We start from the raw sequence: 23012 nt of genomic DNA, 5'->3' as shown, positions 1-23012 counted from the left end.
AATGAGAATTGTTTTATCAGGAACTGGAAGTGCAGTTGGAAAAACCACAATTTCAACTGGAATAATGAAAGCCCTATCTAAAAAGTTTAAAGTTCAACCATTTAAAGTTGGACCCGATTATATTGATCCATCATACCATACACTAGCTACTGGTACATGTTCTAGAAATTTAGACTCTTTTTTTATGAAAGAAGAACAAATTAGAGATTCCTATTTAAAAGCTATGGAAGACAAAGATGTAGCTATTATAGAAGGAGTTAGAGGATTATATGAAGGAATTGATTCTATAAATGATATTGGTAGTACTGCATCAGTTGCAAAAGCATTAAATGCTCCTGTAGTTTTAATAGTTAATTCTAGAAGTTTAGTTAAAAGTGCAGCTGCATTAGTTTTAGGATTTAAATCATTAGATCCTGATATAAACATAGCTGGTGTAATATTAAATAAAGTTAAAAATAAAGATCATTATTTAAAAACTAAAAAGTCTATAGAACAATTAGTAAATGTTGAAGTTCTTGGTGGAATTAAAAGAGATGATTCAATAGCTATTGAAGAGCGACATTTAGGCCTTGTACCTGCTATTGAAAAGGAAAATTCCTTAAAATACATTGATATTTGGGCAAAACTTATTGAAGAATCCATTGATTTAGATAGATTAATTGAAATAATGAAAACCGCTCCTAAAATTACAGGTAAAAGACAAGATATATGGAGCGTGAAAAATAAAACAAAGGTTAAAATAGCTGTAGCTTATGATGAAGTTTTTAATTTTTATTATAAAGAAAATTTAGAAGGGTTAAAAGCAAATAATGCAAAAATTAAATATTTTTCTCCATTAAAAGATAATGAACTTCCTGATGTGGATGGGATTTATATTGGTGGAGGATATCCTGAACTTTTTGCAAAAGAACTTTCAAATAACACAAATTTACTAAAACAAATTAAAGATTTTCATTTAGATAATAGGCCAATTTATGCAGAATGTGGTGGATTATTATATTTAATGAATGCAATATCAAATTATAAAATGGCTGATATTTATCCATATAAATCACTTTTAACAGATAAAGTTCAAGCATTAAAATATACCATAGCTGAGGTTCAAGAAGATAATATCATATCTAAAAAGGGTGAAAAATTCAATGGTCATGAATTTCATTATACAAAAGTACTTGTAGATGAAGATGATATTAAAAATAAAATGGCATTTAATATTTTAAGAGGTAAAGGTTCTTATAATAATCAAGATGGTTTTATAGATAAGAACACATTAGCTAGTTATGTTCATACACATATTGCAGCTTTACCTGATTTTGCATCAAATTTAACAATATCTGCAAAGGAATTATAAAATGATTAAAAAAATTAAAAATATTGATATTTTCTCACCATATATTGTAACTATAGCTATATTGATATTTTTAATTATGGGTTATATTGGATCATTTAATTATAGGTTTGATGCACCTTTATCAAATGAAACTATTTTAATAATTTTATATTCAGTTCTAGTTTTTATTATAGGAGTAAAAGTTGTAGATTATTTTTTTAAATGGAAAAAAGAAAGTGAATTTAAAATAAATATAAATGAAAAGATCTTAATTTCTTTAATTTTAATAGCATTTTTGCTTCAAATAATTAATTTATATTATTTAGGTGGAATACCTCTTTTTAATAGTGTTTTAAAATCAAATGCTACTACAAATTTTTGGAGAATTTCTTATTTATTATTTTTAGTTTCTATAAATTTATTAATAGCTAAATTTTACAATAGAAAATATTTTTTATTAATTTTAATAGGTCTTATTTTATTTACATTAAATGGATATAGAACATCAATAATGGGGATTTTAATAAGTTTATTTATAACATTCTTTTATATTGGAAAAGTAAATCGTAAAATTTTCATAATATTTATTTTATTAATTGGTGGTTTAGGTTTAGCTATTGGTTTTATTGCTTCTCAATCAATTGCAGGTCAACACTGGATGTTAAATCCTATAGAATTAGTATTTTATAGAGCAGGATTTACATTAAAAGTTTTTGATAAAATAGTTCCATTAGCTGGTAGTACAGGTGGACATATTTTAAGTATGGTCTTTTCAACTGGAAGTCCTAGAACATTTATTGGAGAATATGTCTTACATTATCATGCACTTATAACATCGACATTATTTGGACCAGTATATCTAGATTTTGGAACTATTGGTTTAACAATACAAATGTTTTTCTTTGGATTTTTCTTAAAATTAGTTCATTTAATTTCAAAAAATATTAAAGGCATAGCTATTGGAATTTATGCTATACTTTTAGCACATACTTTAATATGGATTGAAACAGGCCCAACAGATATTATGATTTGGCTTCTTTTTATTTTAGGATTGATTTTAATTATATTTAATTATAAAAGCATTGAATTAAAATAAGATTTTGAAAAAAATTAAAAAATTTTTTAATATACTAATAACTATTCAAAGTCAAACCAAAAAATTTTAATATAACAATACTCATATTTTTATTTGACATATAAATTTTAAAAATTTTTTAAATGTAATATGGTGAAAAAATGGTTGTAAAAATAGGTATTATAAAAAGCGGAAATATCGGTACTTCACCGGTACTTGATTTATTATTAGATGAACGTGCAGACAGACCTAATATTGATGTTAGAGTAGTCGGTTCTGGTGCTAAAATGAACCCAGAACAAGTTGAAGAAGTTGTCCCTAAAATAGCAGACTTCGATCCTGATTTTTGTATTTTCATAAGCCCAAACCCTGGTGCTCCTGGACCTGCAAAAGCTCGTGAACTCTTATCAGCAGCAGATAAACCAGCTATTATTATTGGTGATGCTCCTGGTGCAGGTAAAAAAGATGAAATGGATGAACAAGGTTTAGGTTACATTATTGTTAAAGCTGATCCAATGATTGGTGCTAGAAGAGAATTGTTAGACCCTACTGAAATGTCTTCATTCAATTCTGATATTATTAAAGTTTTAGCTACAACTGGTGCATACAGATTAGTTCAAACTACTATTGATGATGTTATTGCAGCTATCGATGCTGGTAAAGAAGTTGAACTTCCAAAACTCATAATCACTGCAGAAAAAGCTGTAGAAGCAGGTAATTTTGAAAACCCATATGCAAAAGCTAAAGCTATTGCAGCATATGAAATGGCAGCAGCAGTTGCAGATCTCGATTTAAAAGGTTGTTTCATGCTCAAAGATGCTGAAAAATACATACCTATTGTTGCAGCAGCACACGAAATGGCTACAGCAGCAGCTAAATTAGGTACTGAAGCTAGAGAAATAGAAAAATCAAATGATACCGTATGCAGAACTCCTCACATGGGTGATGGATCTGTTGGTGGCAAAGTTTCCTTAATGGAAAAACCACAATAAGTAGCAATTAAGCTACTTTTTATTTTTTATTTTTTTTAAAAAAAAGTTATAATATACCTTTTGTACTAGGTATTTCATCATGTTCTATTTTACATGCTTCTTTTAATGATTTTGCAAATGCTTTAAATAATGCTTCTGCTTCATGATGATCATTTGACCCATTAACATTACCAAATATATTTATTTTTCCAGAATTTGCAAATGATTCAAAAAAGTGAATTATATTTTCTGAGGTTAAATCTCCTATTTTCTCATTTGTAAAATTTAACTCCATATTACAATAGCTACGTCCACTAATATCAATTGCAACAATAGCTAGTGAATCATCCATAGGAACAATAGCATCTGCCATTCTCTTGATTCCTTTTTTATCACCTATGGCTTTATTAAATGTTTCACCAAGCAAAATTCCAATATCTTCAACAGTATGATGATCATCTATATGAATATCTCCTTGAGCATTTATATTTAAATCCATTAAACTGTGTTTAGAAAAAGATTCTAACATATGATCTAGAAAGTTTATTCCAGTATTAATATCATACTTTCCCTTACCATCAATATTTAATTCAATATCAATATTAGTCTCAGAAGTCTTTCTAGATAATTTTGCATTTCTTGCCATAATTTTTCTTCCTTTATTTTAATTTATCGAATAATAATTTATAAAGTATATCATTACCTTGTAATTTTAATAGCATCTACAGGACATTCCATAGCACATAGTGTACAAACATGACAATATTTTAAATCTAATACATGTGCAACCTTATTAATTTTCCAAATCTTAGGTCCTTTGGGACAAATTTCATAACAATTTCCACAGCCTATACATTTATCCTCATCTACTTCAATTTTTAAAACCATAAAATCACCATTATAGTTTTAAGGTTGCAACAGACATAGCTTTAAATCCAACATAGATTTCTTTACCTAAATCTAATCCCAATTCCTTTTCTGCAGATACAGTAACATCACAAAATATATTAATTCCACCAATATCAATCTTTACGCGTATAATATTATTTTTTAAACTTAACTCAACAATATTTCCCTTGATAACATTACGTATACTTGATTCCTGTGGTTCTAACATTAAAAATATATTATCATAATTAATTAAAGCTAAAATTTTATCTCCAATAGCATAATTTTTCTTTAAAGGAATATTAATTTCAATATCTTTCATTTTAATAATCATTATTCCTTTTGAAGGATCAATTTTTTTTACAGTTCCTTCTATTTCATTAACATATCTATGAAGTTCCATAATAGCATTGATCTTTTTACATTCTTTTAAAATTGAAAATCCTTCTTCAGAAAGTGAAGTATTGCCTCCTCCACCATGACCACCTTTTTTAGAATTTACGATTTCAATTCCTAAACTATCTTCAATTTTATCAATATGATTTAAAGCAGTCCTATATGAAATTCCTGTTAAAATTGCAGCTTCGGTTATAGAGCCTGAAGTATTAATATTATCTAAAAGTTTATATTTTTTCCTATCTAATAAAAAAGACTTATCCTCTAAGTTTATTTTATACTCAACGCCTGCTTTTACATTAGTCATTTTAAATACCTTATAAATATATCTCTCAATTATTTAATAATTAATTTATTTATTGATTACTTATAATAAATTTTTCCATGAAATTTAAAATTTTGTCAAATAAATTAGCTAGTGGACCTAATTTTAAAGAATATTTTCTAAAATTATTAATATCATCTAAAGTGAAAAATCTCAATCCAGTAATTGATAAGAAATAAACAATAGGGCATAAAATTATACCTAATAATAAACCAATAGAATTACTTGGAAGTAATATTATTACAATACCCATAATAAGAGATGATAAAATGATTTTTCCAATAGATTTGACAGGTGCTTTAGTTTTTGTTAGTTTAAAGACAAAATAAAGAATTGGAAACATCATTAAAACACATGCAAATGTATTTGCAAAAGCTCCTCCAACAATTCCATATATAGGAACAAGCCATACACTTAAAACTAATGTAATAATACAACCTACTATTAAAATATACATTGGAATTCTTGGATTTCCAATTCCCTGGATAATACTAGTAGAAATAACATATATTGAATAAAATGTCATCCCAATAGTTAAAATAGCTAATGCATCAGCACCTATCATATAAGCAGGATTTGTAAAGTAAACAACACTTAAAATCTCTTTTGCAAATAAAGCAATTCCAACACACATCGGCACTATAAAAAGCATAGAATATTTATAAGCTTCATTTACATAATTAGTTAATTTTTGTTTATTTTTTGATGAAAAGGCCTCTGATGAAGCAGGTAATATTGTAGTAGATATTGAAATTGAAATAATTAAAGGTAGACGAGCTATAGGATCAGCTGCAGCATAATAACCAATAAATGCACTTGTTAAAAATCTACCCATAACAAGAGTACAAATAGTATAAATTCCCATCTCAGCAAGCGCTGTGATAATTACAGGTACTGAAAAAAATAGTAGCTGTTTTGTTAATTTTAACTCATCTCTAATAGAAAATTTAAAATCAGGGCTTTTACTAGGAATAAATTCACCCATATAATTTTTAAAAATATAAATAGCTAAAATTGTTGAAAATACAAATCCTAATGTAGTACCAACTAATGCTCCAGTAACAGATAATCCAATTAAAACAAATGCAGTAGCAAATAATATCATTCCAATTTGTTCTACGAATCTTGTATATAAAATATATTCCATTTTATATACTCCTTGAAATGCTCCCCTAAATGCTCCTACAATAGAGCTAAATGGAGCTATTAATCCTACAATTTGTAAAGGAATAGTAGCTTCAGGTTTTTGAAGATAAACTTCTGCAATCCATGGTGCAGCATAAAATACCATGAAAAAACCAAAAAATAATCCTAAAATAACCGTTATCTTTAAAGACGTGTAAATTGTTTGTCTTGCAAGATCTTTTTCACCTAAAACTTCATATTCTGCAATGTATTTAGCTATAGCTGGAGGCATTCCTCCAGAAGACAATGTTTGAAAAATCCCTTGAAAAGGTAAAGTAAGTCCTAAAATACCATAACTAGAAGGACCAAGAAGCGATGCCATTAAAAATCTATAAACATATCCTCCAACACGGAAAATAACATTTCCAATCATTATTAAAAAACTGCCTCTTAGTAACTTAGAACCCATCAAATACCAACTTAAAATAAATTTTTACTATTTATAATAACATTTTTTAATTATATAAAGTTGACACATCAAAAAATAATTTTTAAATATATTTTTCAATAAATTTTACAAATTCTTCTATAGTTCTATTTAAACTTTCAAAACCATAATCATCATTTCTAATTTCTTCTAGTGAATCTTTAGAATAAAAATATGCTCCTAAGTTAGATCCAAATGGTCCTCCACTAACTGGAATAATCCCATGAATCATATAATAAGTAATAATTTTTAAAAGCGCCATATCTTGTCCACCAGTTCTATCTCCTCCAACAGCTATTCCCATACCTATCTTTCCACGAAGAAGATTATAATCAATAGCCTCTAAAGCCCTGGTTCTATCCATTATAGAACATAGCTGAGCACTTGCTCCACCACTTTGAACTGGTGTAGCTATTACAATACCATCGGCTTTTTTTAAATTTTCATAAACTTCCACCATATCATCTTTTATAACACATTCTTTATGTTCCATACAATAATCACAATGCATACAACTAGCTATTTGTTTTCCAGCTGAAGAAAATAATTTAGTTTCATAACTTTTTTTATTCAATATATTCAATGCTTCTTTTAAAACAAATTCTGTTGTTTGATTACGTGGACTAGCACAAATTCCGAAAATCATGATTTCAACTCTATAATAAATATACTATATAATCATAATATTAAATTTTTTTATCCAAAACTTTTTTAAATATATCGAATATATATTATGTATTAATTAATTTTTTGAGAATCACTATGAAATATGGAAAAGGTACTGTAAAAAAATACTCTAGAGAGTATGTTAGAACTCTTAAAGATGGTAAAAAGAAGAAATACAAAACAGAACAAATTCAAATTACCGTTTCAAAGCATGACGATATATATGAAAATGATGAGGAAGTTATAATCATTCCAATCGCATCAAATGATAATGTAGAAAAACTACTAAATGATAATAGTTCTACAAGCTCATCTACACAATATATTGAAGATTTACAATATACTATTGATACAAAAAATTCTACAATAAAAGAATATAAAGAAAAAGTTTCATCTCTTGAAAATGACCTTAAAATAGCTAAAGAAGAGAAAAATAACTTAGAAAATACAAAAAGTTCTACAATAAATTCATATGATAGTAAAATTTCTACATTAGAAAATCAAATAAAGATTCTAAATGAAGAAAAAATTAATAATATACATCAAAAAGATTCTACAATAAATTCATATAAAAGTGAAATTAATTCTTTAAAAAATGAAATAAAATTACTTAAAAAAGAAAATTATAATAGCAATCATATTATGAAATCATATGATGAATTAAAAAGTGATTTTATTAATGTAGAAAAAGAATTAGAAGAAGTTAAAAATAATGATTCCTATAATAAATCTATTATAGAAAAATATAAAAGATTTATATTAGAAACCACCAACTAATTTTCATCATAACTTTCTTCTGTATACCAACGTTTTAGTCCTGGAAGAAATCCCATTACAATACCTGTTGCTTGTTCTTCTTGTAATCTTGGATTTTTATTCATCATCTTCTCAGCACATTTAATAATCATTTCATTTAATGTTATATTTGGTTCAGTAAACTCACCATTCATATAACATTCATCGCAGTAATCTAAATTTATGCTTCCATCTGAATTAGTGCCACAATCATCTTTAAGTATTGGACGACCACAAGAATTACAAAATCCCATAATATTTATCCCTTAAATTTGTTCATCATCATCAAGAACAAGTCTCATACTATCTGGATCTTGAGGGAAATGTGCTAAGAAATCTTCAGTAGATCTTCTTACATCTCTAGAACCAATAATATAACGTCCAGCAATAATGATATCTGCTCCTTTAGATGTAGCTTCTTCTACTTTATCAGGAGTAATTCCACCAGCAACAGCAACTAAGCCACCACCTAAAATATCTTTAATTTTATTAATATTACCCCATTCAGTCATTTCAGAAGTATCTTCACCTTTTTCAGATTTATAAGTTTCTAAGTCCACATTTCTGTGTAATAAAACAATATCAGGCCTTAAATCTTCTTTCAAATTAGTTAATTTTTTTTCAAAGTCATCTACATTCATCATGTCTAATATTGAGTAGATTCCTTGTTTTTGAGTTTCATGAATAGCTTTTTCAATAGATTCAGTAGTTCCAAGTCCAGAAATAGCTACAGCATCAGCAGTTTCATCAGCTGCCATTTTAATTTCTACTCTACCAACATCTAATGTTTTTAAATCAGCTATAATAAAAGCATCAGGTCTAAGTTCTCTGATTTTTCCAACAACTCCAACACCGAATTTTTTAACAAGTGGAGTTCCTGCTTCAAGTAATACTCTTTCTTTATCAGGGATTGCATGGATAATTTTTTCCATAGCTTCCATATTATCTAAATCAAGTGCAACTTGTAAGTAAGGTGGAGACCAAAGTTTTTGTACTTTGAATCCCATAATTGGATGAGTTCCACGATCTTTTTCTGCTAAAACTTTCTTAATATCAGGATATCCTTCCATTGCTCTTCTAATAGCTAATTTAGTAGCTCCATAATTATATTGATATATTTTCCTGTAATCTTTTGCATGAGGTTCAATAAAGATACTAGCTACAATAACTAATTCTTCAGCCTTTTCTTGAGGAATATAACCTTCTTCTACAGCATCTGCAACTGCTCTACCTACAGCAGTTTGAGCAGGTCCAAATATTTTACCTGCATCTTCCATATTTTCTACAGTTACTTTAGGAACAATTAAAGTAGCTGGTTTTGTAAGTAAGTTAGGTCTAATAACAGTAGTAAGAGGAGTATGACCTACAGAAAGTTGAGCCAAACCATTTGCAAAAGCAGTCCCAACAGGTCCATCTTTAGTACCAATCATTAAGTCAACATGTGCTAATTCATTTCCGTCACCAATAAGAGCTTCGCCTATTCTAAACATTCTATATCTCCATGAAATTTATAAATAATTATAAAATATTATACATATTATAATATATTTTTTAAAATATTTAAAGTTTGAATATTTTAATATAAAACAAAATATCAAGAGTATTATAAATAAAAAAAGTAAAAAAAAGTGCTAATATTAAATAATATTAGCTATTAATCAGATTTAATCATTGTTAGCATCATTTTATATGGTCCATTAACTGCTTGTAAAGCATGTGGATCATTTGCTGCCATAATAATCATTTCGCCTTTTGAAACAGTGTGTTTTTTACCAGAAATAGTAATTTCTGCTTCACCATCAAGAATTTGAACAAGAGCATCAAATGGTGCACTATGTTCACTTAATCCCTGTCCTTTATCAAATGCAAAAACTGTAACAGTTCCAAGGTCTTTTTTAATTATTTCACGACTAACAACAGAATCTTTTTGATAATCGATTAAACCTTCTACATTTAAAGTAGTATTTAAAATATCCTTCTCCATATTATCATCCCATAATTCTTTTTATATCTTCTACTGGATCACCAATAGGAGTTAAATTAAATGTATCTACAAGGACTTTAACAATATCATCATTAGCCCAAGCTGGTAAAATTGGACCAATTAACATATCTTTTTTACCAAGATAGAATAAACTCCATAAAATAGCTACTGCTTTTTGTTCCATCCAACTTAATACAATAGTTAAAGGTAAATCATTTAATTCCATATCAAATAAATCACATAATGCAAGTGCTACATCAACAGCAGCTATTGCATCATTACATTGACCCATATCTATTAAACGAGGAACCCCTTCAATATCTCCTAAGTCCATATCATTAAATCTATATTTACCACAAGCAAGTGTTAATACAACAGTATCTTCAGGTAAATTTTTTACAAACTCTGTATAATAGCTAGCTTTAGGGTTTGGTGAATCACAACCACCTACTAAGAAGAATCTTTTAATTTTACCATTAGTAACTAATTCTTTAATTTTATCAGCAAGTGAAAGAATAGTTCCAACACCAAAACCAGTAGTTAAAGTAGTTCTTTCCTCTTCTTCCAAATCTCCAAGTTCTAATGCTTTATCAATAACTGGAGTGAAATCATAATCTTCAATAACTGGAACATCTGGTAATTTAGCTACATCCATAGTGAAAATTCTATCTTTATATTCATCTTTTGGAAGTAAAACACAATTACTTGTACCAACAATAGCTACTTTATATTTAGAAAAAGTTTCTTTTTGATCAAACCATGGGCCGCCTAGTTGACCAGCTAAATGTTTATATTTTCTTAAGCCAGGATATCCATGTGCAGGTAACATTTCACTGTGAGTATAGACATTTATTCCTTTGCCTTCTGTTTGTTTTAGTAATTCTTCTAATGCTTTTAAGTCATGCCCTGTTACAACAATTCCAGGACCTTTTTGAGCTCCAACTTCCACTTCAGTAGGTGTTGGTTCACCATAATGAGCAATATGTGCATCTTTTAACATTCTCATAACTTTAACATTTGCTTCACCTGCTTCTAAAGCTAATTCTACTAAATTATTAGCATCAAAATTAACATTAGTTAAAGTAGTATACAAACCTTTAGTTAAAAATTCATCAACATCGTCGTCTTTTGAGCCCAAAGCATTAGCATTATAGTTATAAGCACTAATTCCTTTCATTGCATATATTAAATTATCTTGTAATCTAGCAACAGTAGGTACTTTACCACAAACTCCTCTTACAGTACAACCAGTACCAAATGCAGTTTGTGAACACTGATAACAAAACATATCTAATTTTTCATTTGACATAACACATCATCTCCGTATTAATTAATATATTTTATAAATTATATAAAGATTTTGTAACTTTTTTTAGGTAAAAAGTAACAGTCATATAAAATAAATTTTAAAATAAAATTATGGAAAACAAAAATATAGAAGTTTTGAAGAAATTAGGCCTTACAACTAATGAAGCTACTGTCTATATAACTTTAAATTCTTTAATTAGTGGAAAAGCGACGGAAATAAGTGAACATTCAAAAATTCCACGATCAAAAGTTTATGATGTATTAAAAAGCTTATATGTAAAGAATTTTATTGAAATTGAAAGAACAAAGCCAATAAAATATACTGTAATTCCTCCTCGAGATACTTTTAAAAAAGAAAAAGATAAGTTAATTAGTGAATTAAATGAAACAGAAAGAGATTTAAACGAAATATATGAAGATCAAATTTCATATGTTCAAGCTCCCATGTGGTTAATTCATGGTCAGGATAAAATAATTAAAAAAGAAATAGAAATCATTTCAAGAGCTAAAAGTTCTGTAAATCTAAGAATAGGTTTTTTATTTGAAAATGAATTAGAAAAGCTTATAGATGTTTTTAAGAAAAAAAATAAAATTCAAATAAACATATTATATTCTCCTAATTGTTATATAGAAAATAAAAAAATTGATATTGCAAACAAAATCGATTTAGATAATGTAAATATGAAAAAATTTGATCTTCCACCTGTAAAAGTAATTATTAGAGATGGACAAGAATTAATTCAAATTTATAGTAAGTTTTTAAATAAAAAAACAGTAATTCCGAACACGTCTATTGGAGTTTGGAACCAATATGAAGAAATAGCTAAAAATTATAATGAAAGGTTTAATAAACAATTTAATAAGAATAAATAATAGATAAAATAAAAATAAAAATAGATGGTGATTTAATGAGAGTATTACTAATTCATTCTGATTATCTTAAATACAAAGTAAAAAACAAAACTCCAATAGCTGAGGAAATAGACGAAGCTAAAAAAGATGGATTTTTTAAAGAATCCCTCATAGTATTTACAGCTGTTGAAAAAGAAGATGAGAAAAATCCACAAACTATTATTAAAAATTTAGTTGAAGAAGTTAAAAAAACAAATAATCAAGTAAAAGCAGAAAATATAATTTTATATCCTTATGCACATTTATCTTCATCATTAAGTTCTCCTAAGATAGCTATTGAAATATTAAAAGGTGCTGAAGAAGCTATTAAAGAAGAAGGATATGATGTTTTCAGAGTTCCTTTTGGATGGTATAAAGCATTTGAAATTTCTTGTAAAGGACATCCTTTATCAGAGCTATCAAGAACTATAACTGCCGAAGAAGTAGAAGAAAATGATTCTGAAAAATTAGAATCCGAATGGTATATATTAAGCGATTCAAAATTAAGTGATACTGCAGAATATAAATATGATAAAAAAAGTAATTTAAAAAACTTAGTTGATAATGAAGTAGGTGAAGGTTCATCAGATGGTGGAGAACCTCCTCATGTTAAATTAATGAGAGAAAAAGGAATTTGTGATTATGAGTTAGCATCAGATATTGGAAATCTTAAATGGTATCCTAAAGGTAGGATAATTAGAGATTTATTATCAGATTATGTTAATAATTTAGTAATAAAAGAAGGTGCAATGCCTATTGAGACTCCTATTTTTTATGATTTAGACAATAAAGCTATTAATGAACATGCAGCTAAATTTGGTGAAAGACAATACAGAACTGATACTAAAAAGAATTTAATGCTTAGATTTGCATGTTGTTTTGGTGCTTTTAGAGTAATGGAAGAATCATTTTTAACTTGGAGAAATTTACCTGCAAAATTATATGAATTATCTACTTATAGTTTTAGATTTGAAAAAAGAGGAGAAGTTGTAGGTCTTAAAAGACTCCGAGGATTTACAATGCCTGATATGCATAGTTTTTGTGCAAATATGGATCAATCTCTAGAAGAATTTGAAAAACAAGTAAAAATGTGTCTTCAAACTGGTATTGATTTAAATGTTGAATATGAAGTAATATTTAGAGCTACTAAAGATTTCTATGATGAACATAAAGACTGGATGATGAATGTAGCTAAAATAATTAATAAACCTCTTTTATTTGAAATTTTACCAGAGAGAAAACATTATTGGACTTGTAAAATTGATTTTGCAGCTATTGATTACCTTGGTAGGCCAATAGAAAATCCAACTGTACAAATTGATGTAGAAAGTGGTAAAAGGTTCAATATTAATTATTTAGGTGAAGATGAAAAAGAACATCACCCTATAATTTTACATTGTTCTCCTACTGGAAGTATAGAAAGAGTAATTTGTAGTTTACTTGAAAAAACTGCTATTGAAATAAATCAAAAATCACCAATGTTACCAGTTTGGCTTAGTCCTATACAAGTAAGAGTATTAACTGTAGGTGAAAAACACGTTGAATTTGGAAAAGAAATAGTAAAAAAACTTTCAAAAGAAAACATACGTGTAGATTTAGATGATAGAGATGAAAGTATAGGTAAAAAAATCAGAAATGCATCTAAAGAATGGATTCCATATATTTTCGTTGTTGGAGATAATGAGATTGAATCTAATAAATTCCAAGTAACAGTTCGTGAAACTAAAGAAAAAGTAGACATGACCTCTGATGAATTAATTGAAAAAATAGCTACTGAAACTAAAGGTATGCCATTTAGAAAATTAACTTTGCCAGAAGATATTTCTAGAAGAATTAATTTCCAATAATCTTATTAAGTTAAGATTATATTTTTTTTATTTTTGTGTGATTTTATGGTATTTATTGGAATGGATCATGGTACAACAGGAATTTCATTTTGTATAATGGATAATGATGAAAATATTTTAGATATTTTTAAAATTGGAAGAGAAGAATCTAAAAATGGAACTGTTAATGCAATTTATGAACTTGAAAAAAGAATTGATTTAAAAGATATTGATTTAATGGCTATAACATATGCTATGGGAGATGGAATTAGTAAAATACTTCCAATAGCTGAAGTTAAAAATAGGGGTATTTTATCAATTGAAGGTGCTGGAAAAGTTACTGGTGGAGGAACATCAGTATATTCAGATTTAGAAAACTCTAAAATACCAGCTATTATAATCCCAGGATTACATGAAAATTCCAAATCATTGAATAAACTTTTTAGAGCTGCTTATTCTCATCAAGCTAGTTCAGAAAAGGTAAGTATATCTTATAATGCATACAAAGAAACTAATTGGAAAAATATGATTGTTGCAGATATTAGTTCTAATAGTGTAGATATATTAATTGAAAATGAAAAAATTAGTGGAGCTATTGATGCATGTCTTGGAGCTATGGGTGTAATACATGGCCCATTAGATTTAAAAATGATCCGTGAAGTTGATGAAGGTTATAAAACTGCAAATGAATGTTTTTCTCATGCAGGTGCAATAAAAATAGCTGGAATTGATGGAAAAGTAGCACATGCTAAAAAAGAACTTTTAGATAATTATAAAAACAAAGACGAAAAGGCAATACTAGCTATTGATACATTAGTGATGACTGTAGCTATGGAAATAGCGGGACTAATAGGGATTTCAGAAGAAAATATTGAAGGAATTGTTTTAACAGGTTCCATTGGTTCTTTAAAAGAGCCTTTTAATTTTGAGGATAAAATAAACAAATATTTCAAAAATAAATATAAAATAAAAATATTATCTCCAGAATCTGGATCAATTGGAGCTTGTCAAATAGCTAAAGATGTATTTAAAGGGCAGAAAAATATTTTAGGAATAGAAGTGAAATTATAGCTTATAGCATTGAAATATAAGCTATTTTTCCACCTTTAAAAACATTAAGACCATCTTCGCTTTCAAGAACTATATTTAATAAATTATCTATGCTTATAAGTTTTCCACTGTATTCATCACTGTTTCTTAAACTTACAGTAACGTTTTTTCCTTTAAATTTAAGAAATTGCTCGTTAACTTTGAATTCATTTTTCATTTTTTAAACTCCATTAAACAATATTTATGTATAAAGATATAAATAATGTTATAATACATAAATGTTTTGAGGATAAAATGTCAATAAATCAATTAGAAAGTAATCTTGAAGCTATAACTCAAACAATAGCTTTTTTAGAAAAACAAGAAGTTTGTGATGAGAAATTATTAAAAGAATTAAAAAAAGAAAGAGATAAGTTATTAAAAGACATTAACTTAATTTAATCTATCCAATCTTTAAAATCGTTCATATTTGATGTAAAATCAATAGCAAGAGGAGTTAAAGTTGAAACTTTCTCTTCAAATAAAGAATATCCATCAGTACCTTCAACATCATTATTATAAGGCATACCATCAATCCAATAATAAGGTTTACCTCGAGGATCAAATCTAGTTTTAATTAATGGAGTATACATTCTTTTTCCAAGTTTAACTATTTTGACTTTATCAGAATCAGGATTTGAAGGAATATTTAAATTTAATAAATCTATATTTTCAGGTAAATTTTTATTTATAAGATTTTTTGTAACTTTTTTTAAAATTTTTTTTGCAAATGTAAAATCAATATCAATAAAATTATTTTCAAATTTTATATCTCCCCTATCAACTTGTAAAGATACTGCAATAGCTGGAATACCATAACTAGCGGCTTCCATAGCTGCACCAACGGTTCCAGAAGTAGTAAGCTCACTTTTTCCAGTATTATGTCCAATATTAATTCCTGAAATCATGAAATCTGGTTTATCCTTCATTAGTTCAAAAATTCCAAGTGTTACTGCATCAGTTGGTGTTCCAGAAACGGAATATCCAGGACTTCCATCTTTTAAAGATGTTGTGTTTATTCTTAATGGTTCAAAAAGGGTTAATGCACGGCCAATTCCACTTTGTTGAGTAGAAGGAGCTACAACCATAACATCTGCTAAATCTTCAACAGCTTCTTTTGCAGCTAAAATTCCAGAAGCATTTATTCCATCATCATTACTTATCAACGCTTTCATGATATTAATTTAAAAATTTTAATAAATAAGTTTATCATAATCATTTCAAAAAATTTTTATAATAGCTCATAAAAAAGTATTATTAATTTATTTTAATTTAGGTGTAAGTTTGGAAAAGTCTCAACTAATAAATTTTGTTGCAAAAGTTATGGAGGAATCTGGTTTTCAAGTTCACAAAAACTTTAAAACATCCATTAAAGTCGTGGATATCTACGCTGTCCTTCCCACTTCCATGGGCGATTTTGGAATTGTAATGGAATGTAATAATTATGATAAACAATGGGAAGTAGGAGTAGATATTTTAAAAGAGATGGAAAAAGTTGGAGAAAATCTAAATTCATCTAAAGTAGCTATTGTAACAACATCTAGATTTTCAGCTCAATCAAAAAACTATGCAAATAAAAAAAATATCAAATTAGTTGATAGAGATGATTTATTAGTGCTTGCAAAGAAATATTCTAATAAAAAAGAAGAAAATGAAAGCATTAGTAATTTTCCAAAAAATGAAGAATATATAGAGCCAGATAACTATGGTTATGAAGATAGCTATTCTTATAATGAAAACTCTTTAAACAATAATGATTATTATCAATCAAATAATGTTTCACCAGATAATAGTGATGATAATTATTATAATGAGGACTATGAGGATTTGAATAATTATAATGATCAAGATTTATATGATGATCAAGTATATTCTTATAATTATTTAAGAAATCAAGAACAGAACAAATCAAATCAAAATTCTTTAAATAGTCTTCTTTCTAGGAAAAAAGATACAAATAAACATCCTTTAATAGTAAATGATAATTATAATAATTTTAATAATGAAAGACCAAATATTGACTTAAGACCTATTTTAAGTAATACTATTTCTCTTGTTTTAATGGTAGTTGTAACATCATATGTTTTAGCAATTGCATTAGAATTTTTAATGGGATTGCCAACTGGCTTTGCTGGTTTAATAGAATTAATTGTAGCATTAATATTATCATATGTTTTAGTATCAGTATTTGATCGTGAAGGAATGTCTATTTTAATAAAAGGAACAATAGTCTTTTTTATTTCCTTCTTTATTTTAATAATAATGACTGTAATATTATAAAAAGAGTTATTTAAAAATTAGAGTGGTTCCGACGAGATTCGAACTCGTGATCCCCTCGTTGTAAGCGAGGTATCATACCCCTAGACCACGGAACCAGTAATAATAAAATTTGTATTACACAATATATAAAGCTTTTCTTTTAGCATGAAAAAATAAAATTTTTAATAAAATTATTATATTATTAAAATCTATAAATAAAATAAAAATTAAATTTAATTACGTGATAAAATGGCATGGGATGAAACAGGTAAAATATGGATAGATGGAAAATTAGTAGATTGGAAAGATGCAAAAATTCATGCATTATCTCATGTTGTACATTATGGTACAAGTGTATTTGAAGGTATAAGAGCTTATAAAAATGATAATGGAGTAGGAATTTTTAGATTAAAAGAACATGTAGAAAGATTATTTGATTCTGCAAAAGTTTATAAAATGAATATTCCATTTACACCTGATGAAATATCTAATGGTATAATTGAAACTATAAAAGCTAATAATTTAGAAGAGTGTTACATCCGCCCAGTTACTTATAGAGGCTATGGGGAGTTGGGAGTAAATTCTTTAAACTGTCCTGTAAATACTGCAATAGCTGTATGGGAATGGGGATCATATTTAGGTGAAGAAGGCATGGTAAATGGAGTAGACGTTGGAATTTCATCTTGGAGAAAACCAGCACCAGATACTTTACCAGCTATGGCTAAATGTGGTGCTAATTACATGAATTCTCAACTTGCAAAAATGGAAGCAATTGAAAATGGTTATGATGAAGCTATTATGCTTGATTACCAGGGTTTTGTTGGTGAAGGAAGTGGTGAAAATATTTTCATTATAGAAGATGAAACACTTGTAACTCCAACATTATCTTCATCTATTCTTAAAGGAATTACAAGAGATTCTGTAATAGAATTAGCTAAAGATTTAGGTTTAGAACTTAAAGAAGAAATTATTCAAAGAGAAAGATTATATTTTGCTGATGAAATGTTTTTTACAGGAACTGCAGCAGAAGTTACTCCAATTAGATCTGTTGATGGTAGAACCATTGGTAAAGGTAAAAGAGGAGACGTAACTGAGAAAATACAAAGTTATTTCTTTGATATTTTACATGGAAAAGTTGAAGATAAGTTTAATTGGTTAGAATACATTTAAGAGGTTTTAAAATGGAAATATTAGAAGCAATAATTATAGGTATTGTTCAAGGATTAACAGAATTTTTACCTGTAAGTAGTTCAGCACATTTAATATTTGCTCAACATTTTTTTGGAGTAAATGAAGTTGGATTAGCATTTGACACATTAGTTCACTTAGCTACACTTGTAGCTGTAATATCTTTCTTTTATAAAGATATAATAAAATTATTACAAGCTTGGTGGCTAAGTATTGGAGATATTTTACAGAAAAGATTCCAAGAAGGATATAGACAAGACCCATATAAAAGAATGGCTTGGCTTGTAATTCTTGCTTCTGTTCCAATTGGATTTGTTGGAGTATTCCTTAAAAGTGAAGTAGAAAGTGTATTTAGTGCAGGATTATTTGTTCCAGCTTTCTTTTTATTTGTAACAGGTACAATTTTATACTTATCTCAAAGAATGAATAAGGGAACTATTAATTTTGAAAAGATAGGTCTCAAAGAATCCATATTTATGGGACTTGCACAAGCATGTGCAATACTACCTGGTCTTTCAAGATCAGGAACAACAATCTCTGCAGGATTAGTTGCAGGATTAGATAAAGAATTTGCTGCTAAATTCAGTTTTATTATGTCAATACCAGCTATTTTAGGAGCTACACTTGTTCAAATTACATCTATTGGAAGTGCATTAAGTGCTGATTTTCTTCCAATGCTTTTAGGATTTATAGCTGCTGCAGTATCAGGATATTTAGCTATTAGATGGCTATTAGAGCTTATTCAGAACAGAAGTTTGGATATTTTCGCATATTACTGTTGGATTGTTGGAATTATAGTGTTTATGGCATCTATGATAAACATTATTTAATTCTTTAATTTTTTTTACCATAAATATAACACAAAGCAATAATCTCCTACATATCTTATAGCTACACTAAGATTATTTGCATTATTTATATTTCCTTTTTCTAAAATTACTTCTTCTTTTAAATAATTTCTTTCAGTGAAATAAAAATTAGAGTCTTTTGATAAATCATAAAGAGTTTCATTTAATAAAATAGAAACTTTATTTATTGAAATTTTAGAATTGTTGTTTTCCCTTAAAATATACTCTGCATTTTCTAAAAGAGTCTTATCATTATAGTTAGTTTTAGTAGATAAAACTTCCATTATATCTTGACTATCTTTAATATTATAAGATTGGCTTGAAAAGTCTGGAGATGAAATAGTGTTGGTATATGTCAATACAAGAAAAACTAGAAAAACTAAGGTTATTGCAAAAAAAGCATCAATTATATGTAAAAATCCTTTTTCATTTTTTAAAATCATAAATAAAATAGGATTTTTATAGTAAATAAAATTAAAAAAGTGTGAAAAAGTTAATTTTCAAGAATGTGTTTTATCACTTTTTCTTTTTTAAAAATAGCTCTTTTAGAAGCATATTCAACTTTCTCTTTCATTAAATCAAAATCTTCAGGAGTTGTATCTCCAACAAGTTTTTTAATTTTTGTATAAGCTGCTTCTCTAAATAATGGAACTAATTTTTCACTTGTATCATCATCATTAATTAAAGTTGGTTCCCCACTAGTATTAACAGAACCAATCTCAGCAATATCAACGCCAGCAGAATTAATTATATTTTTAACATCTTCTGCAATTTCTGGTGGGACAATAAGCATTAAAGAATCAATTGAAACTCCTAGTGGATCAATATTTAATGAATTCAACATATTTAAAACATTTGGAGCTACCATGCTTTCAATTTTATCTCTATAAAGTTCTAAACCCACACCAGTTGTACTAGAAATTTCATATGCATCACCTCTAATACCACCATTAGTTACATCAGTCATTGCATGAATGTTTTTAATAATATCAGATTTGAAAAGAGCATTAGAGGCTTTAATAAAATCAACATCCATAGTATCCCATACAACATCAAAAAATCCATTATATAAAGCAGTAGTAGTAATAGTTCCTCCACCAGATCCACTAGTCATCAATACAATGTCTCCATCACTAGCACCTTTTCTAGCAGTTGGTGGATAATTAGAAACACCAACACTTCCAACAGCTGAGACTAATCTATCACCTAAAACCATATCTCCTCCGACTCTTAAAGTACTTCCAGCTACAATAGGTACATCAATAAGCTCAGAAACTGCTGCAACACCAGCTGTAAAATCAAATAATTTACCTACATCTCCATCATCTGCAAGATGTAAATCACTTAAAATAGCTACAGGTTCAGCACCCATAACACAAACATCTCTTAAAGTAGCTCGTGTAACATGAAATCCTCCTAAGAAAGGATATTCACTTAAACGAGAATGAATACCATCTACAGCAGTTGTAATATAAACATCATCTTCATTTGATTTAACTTTTACAACACCACCATCATCTTGTTCTGTAGGATTAACTAAAGATTTTGTATTAGTACTTGCAACAATTTCAGCTATTTTTCTATGTGTAAAAAAGTCTCCTGCTCCACGAGAACCTACACCCATCTCACCCATAGCTACTTTAGCTTCAGGTACTGCAATAATTTCTTTTAAAAACTCATCATTAGTTTCATCAAGAGATAATGTAGTATTAACCTCATCAATGACACTTTGTGCCATTAATTTAGCCTTTTCATCATTTAAATTTTTATATTCTTGAATTCTAGTAGCTAAAATTTCTTCTAAATTCTTTTGATTAAATTTATTTTTAATTTTATCTCTTGTAAATCCTTCTAAATCCATTTTTACACCAATAATCTATAATTTTAAATTAACAAAGTTTTTAAGTATTTTAAGTCCTTGTGATCCACTTTTTTCTGGATGAAATTGAGTTGAAAACAAATTATTTTGAGATAATGCAGAAACAATCTTTATACCATAATCACAATAAGCAGCTATAATCTCTTCTTCATCAGGAACAACATGATAAGAATGAACAAAATAAAAATATTTATTATTAGAATCTTTTAAAATTTCAGAATTATTTTTAGTATTTAATTGATTCCAACCCATGTGAGGAATTTTAAGTCCATCAGGTATTTTTTCTGTATGGCCTTTAAACAAGTCTAATCCTTTAACATTTTTTGCTTCATCACTTGATGTCATTAAAACTTGTTGGCCTAAACATATTCCTAAAAATGGTTTATCATCTGCTACATGTTCGTAAATAAGATCTTTATAAGGTTCAATATTTTCCATTGCTTTACCAAAAGCTCCAACACCAGGTAAAACTAAATAGTCTGATGATGCAATTTTTTCCCTATTAGATGTAATTTCAACATCTACGCCTATTTTTTTAAAACTATTAGAAATACTTCTAAGATTTCCGCTTTTATAATCAATAACTGTAATCATTCTTCATCTTCCCATTCAATAGCTGATCTAATCATTAATCCAAAATCAGAATCAACAATAGAATCTACACCTAGTGTTTTTGAATGTGCATCAAGTTCAGCTACAACATTATCATAACCTAAATTTTTTAAAGGTTCTACAAGTCTTGGTCCATCAGTAACTGCAATGGATCCTACATCAAAGTCTTCAATATGAAATGCATGAGGAACACCAAATACAACCATTAAATCAACAGGATTTTCTTTAAGATATTTTTCTGCCTTTTTTGAACTTACTGGATATTCATCTAATCCACCAGTAATAAAATCAATATTAATGTCTTTATTTTCAAGTTCATTTTTAATATTAGTTGCATGTTTTTTAATTCTTGGTAATCCAATATTTTCATCTAAATTAGCTATTATAATTGGTTTATTATTTGGATTAATTTTTTTATAATCAAAATTTAAAATATCAGCAAAAAGATAAGATGTTTCCTTCTTAGCATTTAAAACAAAAGCAACTTTTTTATTATCTTTAATAGCTTTAATAATTTTTTTTGCAACTATTTCTTTACTATCTCCGAAATTTGGCTTAATATATTTTCCTTGAGCCATACCACGTGTTTTTTCTATTTCAGTAGCTAATTTAAGCATTTTAATTTGACGATTAGCTTCTTTCTCCTCAATAACACCATGTTCAACAGCAGCTTCTAAAACAATAATTGCTCCTTCAGTATTATCTCCTTCACCAAAACCACCATGTGATTCAGCAGGAATAACTGTGCAATCAAGATCAGCATTTTCAATAGCACTTTTTAAATCTTCACCTATAATCATGCTTGCACAAGTTCCAACAATACCAACTAAATCTGGATTAAACATTTCATCTGCCTGTTTTAGTGTTTCTTCAAGTTTTTCACCAGCACCTAAAATAAAATCATTTTCTGCCATTGAAGTAGTTAAAACTCTAACACCATCGCCTTCAAGTAGTCTAGCTGTTCTAAAACAGCAGCCATGAGGGCCATGCATAATAATTACATCTGCATCCATATCTCTTAAAGTATATAATGATGCAGCTATTGGACTAGGTCGTGGATGCATTAAATC

At 27.7% G+C, this 23012-nt stretch carries 26 protein-coding genes and 1 tRNA gene; 11 read left to right on the top strand and 16 right to left on the bottom strand.

Going from position 1 to position 23012, the window contains the following annotated elements; all coding sequences use genetic code 11:
• Position 1 precedes the first annotated feature (1 nt).
• The 3 genes from cfbB (at position 2) to ACA134_RS00535 (ending at position 3397) form a co-directional block, all read left to right on the top strand.
• Positions 2-1351: a Ni-sirohydrochlorin a,c-diamide synthase gene (gene cfbB, locus ACA134_RS00545; RefSeq protein WP_409200248.1), complete on the top strand. Its 1350-nt coding sequence runs from the start codon at positions 2-4 to the stop codon at positions 1349-1351.
• A gap of 1 nt (position 1352) precedes the next feature.
• Positions 1353-2426 (top strand): oligosaccharide repeat unit polymerase family protein, encoded by a 1074-nt coding sequence (locus tag ACA134_RS00540; protein ID WP_409200247.1) that lies wholly within the window; start codon positions 1353-1355, stop codon positions 2424-2426.
• 140 nt (positions 2427-2566) lie between these two features.
• On the top strand, positions 2567-3397 hold the full coding sequence (locus ACA134_RS00535) for a F420-dependent methylenetetrahydromethanopterin dehydrogenase (RefSeq protein WP_409200246.1): 831 nt from the start codon (positions 2567-2569) through the stop codon (positions 3395-3397).
• Between the two features lie 46 nt (positions 3398-3443).
• Here ACA134_RS00535 and hisB read toward each other — a convergent pair whose 3' ends face one another.
• From hisB to ACA134_RS00510, 5 genes are all read right to left on the bottom strand, one after another.
• Positions 3444-4022: an imidazoleglycerol-phosphate dehydratase HisB gene (gene hisB, locus ACA134_RS00530; protein ID WP_409200245.1), complete on the bottom strand. Its 579-nt coding sequence runs from the start codon at positions 4020-4022 to the stop codon at positions 3444-3446.
• A 53-nt stretch (positions 4023-4075) separates the two neighbouring features.
• Complete coding sequence (locus ACA134_RS00525) at positions 4076-4264, bottom strand: 4Fe-4S binding protein (protein ID WP_409200244.1); 189 nt, start codon at positions 4262-4264, stop codon at positions 4076-4078.
• 10 nt (positions 4265-4274) lie between these two features.
• Positions 4275-4967, bottom strand: a complete 693-nt coding sequence (locus ACA134_RS00520) for a TOBE domain-containing protein (protein ID WP_409200243.1) — start codon at positions 4965-4967, stop codon at positions 4275-4277.
• A 49-nt stretch (positions 4968-5016) separates the two neighbouring features.
• Positions 5017-6579, bottom strand: a complete 1563-nt coding sequence (locus tag ACA134_RS00515) for an oligosaccharide flippase family protein (protein ID WP_409200242.1) — start codon at positions 6577-6579, stop codon at positions 5017-5019.
• Between the two features lie 82 nt (positions 6580-6661).
• Positions 6662-7246 carry a flavodoxin family protein gene (locus tag ACA134_RS00510; protein WP_409201104.1) on the bottom strand — a complete coding sequence of 195 codons (585 nt, stop codon included), beginning with the start codon at positions 7244-7246 and terminating at the stop codon, positions 6662-6664.
• Positions 7247-7359: 113 nt separating this feature from the next.
• On the opposite strand from ACA134_RS00510, the gene ACA134_RS00505 reads away from it, so the two are divergent.
• Positions 7360-8040, top strand: coding sequence for a hypothetical protein (locus ACA134_RS00505; RefSeq protein ID WP_409200241.1), 681 nt, complete (start codon positions 7360-7362; stop codon positions 8038-8040).
• Here ACA134_RS00505 and ACA134_RS00500 read toward each other — a convergent pair.
• The 4 genes from ACA134_RS00500 to hcp all read right to left on the bottom strand — a co-directional run bounded on the left by ACA134_RS00500 (position 8037) and on the right by hcp (position 11351).
• Entirely contained in the window at positions 8037-8312 is a 276-nt protein-coding gene (locus ACA134_RS00500) for a zinc ribbon domain-containing protein (protein ID WP_409200240.1), read from the bottom strand. The genes ACA134_RS00505 and ACA134_RS00500 overlap by 4 nt on opposite strands.
• 12 nt (positions 8313-8324) lie before the next feature.
• Complete coding sequence (locus ACA134_RS00495) at positions 8325-9548, bottom strand: bifunctional 5,6,7,8-tetrahydromethanopterin hydro-lyase/3-hexulose-6-phosphate synthase (RefSeq protein ID WP_409200239.1); 1224 nt, start codon at positions 9546-9548, stop codon at positions 8325-8327.
• 164 nt (positions 9549-9712) lie between these two features.
• Entirely contained in the window at positions 9713-10042 is a 330-nt protein-coding gene (locus tag ACA134_RS00490; protein ID WP_409200238.1) for a cupin domain-containing protein, read from the bottom strand.
• Positions 10043-10046: 4 nt separating this feature from the next.
• Positions 10047-11351: a hydroxylamine reductase gene (gene hcp / locus ACA134_RS00485; protein WP_409200237.1), complete on the bottom strand. Its 1305-nt coding sequence runs from the start codon at positions 11349-11351 to the stop codon at positions 10047-10049.
• 110 nt (positions 11352-11461) lie between these two features.
• Between hcp and ACA134_RS00480 the strand changes: the two genes are divergently transcribed.
• The 3 genes from ACA134_RS00480 to ACA134_RS00470 are packed head-to-tail and all read left to right on the top strand — an operon-like array spanning position 11462 to position 15138.
• Positions 11462-12223 (top strand): TrmB family transcriptional regulator, encoded by a 762-nt coding sequence (locus tag ACA134_RS00480; protein ID WP_409200236.1) that lies wholly within the window; start codon positions 11462-11464, stop codon positions 12221-12223.
• Between the two features lie 35 nt (positions 12224-12258).
• On the top strand, positions 12259-14088 hold the full coding sequence (locus tag ACA134_RS00475) for a threonine--tRNA ligase (RefSeq protein WP_409200235.1): 1830 nt from the start codon (positions 12259-12261) through the stop codon (positions 14086-14088).
• A 45-nt stretch (positions 14089-14133) separates the two neighbouring features.
• Positions 14134-15138 (top strand): methanogenesis marker 12 protein, encoded by a 1005-nt coding sequence (locus ACA134_RS00470; protein ID WP_409200234.1) that lies wholly within the window; start codon positions 14134-14136, stop codon positions 15136-15138.
• A gap of 1 nt (position 15139) precedes the next feature.
• Here ACA134_RS00470 and ACA134_RS00465 read toward each other — a convergent pair whose 3' ends face one another.
• Complete coding sequence (locus tag ACA134_RS00465; RefSeq protein WP_409200233.1) at positions 15140-15334, bottom strand: LSM domain-containing protein; 195 nt, start codon at positions 15332-15334, stop codon at positions 15140-15142.
• A gap of 77 nt (positions 15335-15411) precedes the next feature.
• Here ACA134_RS00465 and ACA134_RS00460 point away from each other — a divergent pair, with 77 nt between their 5' ends.
• A complete protein-coding gene (locus ACA134_RS00460) occupies positions 15412-15558 on the top strand; it encodes a hypothetical protein (RefSeq protein WP_409200232.1) in 147 nt (48 codons plus the stop codon).
• Here the strand turns inward: ACA134_RS00460 and surE are convergent.
• Positions 15555-16331: a 5'/3'-nucleotidase SurE gene (surE, locus tag ACA134_RS00455; RefSeq protein ID WP_409200231.1), complete on the bottom strand. Its 777-nt coding sequence runs from the start codon at positions 16329-16331 to the stop codon at positions 15555-15557. The two genes, ACA134_RS00460 and surE, sit on opposite strands and share 4 nt — an antisense overlap.
• 109 nt (positions 16332-16440) lie before the next feature.
• On the opposite strand from surE, the gene ACA134_RS00450 reads away from it, so the two are divergent.
• Positions 16441-17436 carry a restriction endonuclease gene (locus ACA134_RS00450; protein ID WP_409200230.1) on the top strand — a complete coding sequence of 332 codons (996 nt, stop codon included), beginning with the start codon at positions 16441-16443 and terminating at the stop codon, positions 17434-17436.
• A gap of 23 nt (positions 17437-17459) precedes the next feature.
• On the opposite strand, the gene ACA134_RS00445 is transcribed toward ACA134_RS00450, so the two are convergent.
• A tRNA-Val gene (locus ACA134_RS00445) sits at positions 17460-17531 on the bottom strand.
• Between the two features lie 133 nt (positions 17532-17664).
• Here ACA134_RS00445 and ACA134_RS00440 point away from each other — a divergent pair.
• Together ACA134_RS00440 and uppP are read left to right on the top strand one after the other, a co-directional pair.
• Positions 17665-18585 carry a branched-chain amino acid transaminase gene (locus tag ACA134_RS00440; protein ID WP_409200229.1) on the top strand — a complete coding sequence of 307 codons (921 nt, stop codon included), beginning with the start codon at positions 17665-17667 and terminating at the stop codon, positions 18583-18585.
• Positions 18586-18596: 11 nt separating this feature from the next.
• Positions 18597-19433 carry an undecaprenyl-diphosphatase UppP gene (uppP, locus tag ACA134_RS00435; RefSeq protein WP_409200228.1) on the top strand — a complete coding sequence of 279 codons (837 nt, stop codon included), beginning with the start codon at positions 18597-18599 and terminating at the stop codon, positions 19431-19433.
• Positions 19434-19447: 14 nt separating this feature from the next.
• On the opposite strand, the gene ACA134_RS00430 is transcribed toward uppP, so the two are convergent.
• The 4 genes from ACA134_RS00430 to cfbD are packed head-to-tail and all read right to left on the bottom strand — an operon-like array spanning position 19448 to position 23006.
• Positions 19448-19894 carry a hypothetical protein gene (locus ACA134_RS00430; RefSeq protein WP_409200227.1) on the bottom strand — a complete coding sequence of 149 codons (447 nt, stop codon included), beginning with the start codon at positions 19892-19894 and terminating at the stop codon, positions 19448-19450.
• A 50-nt stretch (positions 19895-19944) separates the two neighbouring features.
• Positions 19945-21312: an AIR synthase-related protein gene (locus ACA134_RS00425; RefSeq protein WP_409200226.1), complete on the bottom strand. Its 1368-nt coding sequence runs from the start codon at positions 21310-21312 to the stop codon at positions 19945-19947.
• Between the two features lie 15 nt (positions 21313-21327).
• Complete coding sequence (gene hisH / locus ACA134_RS00420; RefSeq protein WP_409200225.1) at positions 21328-21924, bottom strand: imidazole glycerol phosphate synthase subunit HisH; 597 nt, start codon at positions 21922-21924, stop codon at positions 21328-21330.
• A complete protein-coding gene (cfbD, locus tag ACA134_RS00415) occupies positions 21921-23006 on the bottom strand; it encodes a Ni-sirohydrochlorin a,c-diamide reductive cyclase catalytic subunit (protein WP_409200224.1) in 1086 nt (361 codons plus the stop codon). The genes hisH and cfbD overlap by 4 nt, the downstream gene beginning before the upstream one ends.
• Between the last annotated feature and the right edge of the window lie 6 nt (positions 23007-23012).

This window comes from Methanobrevibacter sp. DSM 116169, assembly GCF_046197865.1.
GTDB lineage: Archaea > Methanobacteriota > Methanobacteria > Methanobacteriales > Methanobacteriaceae > JAHKLT01.
Note: the sequence above shows the minus strand (reverse complement) of the source record. Positions and strands in the feature narration are given on the sequence as shown.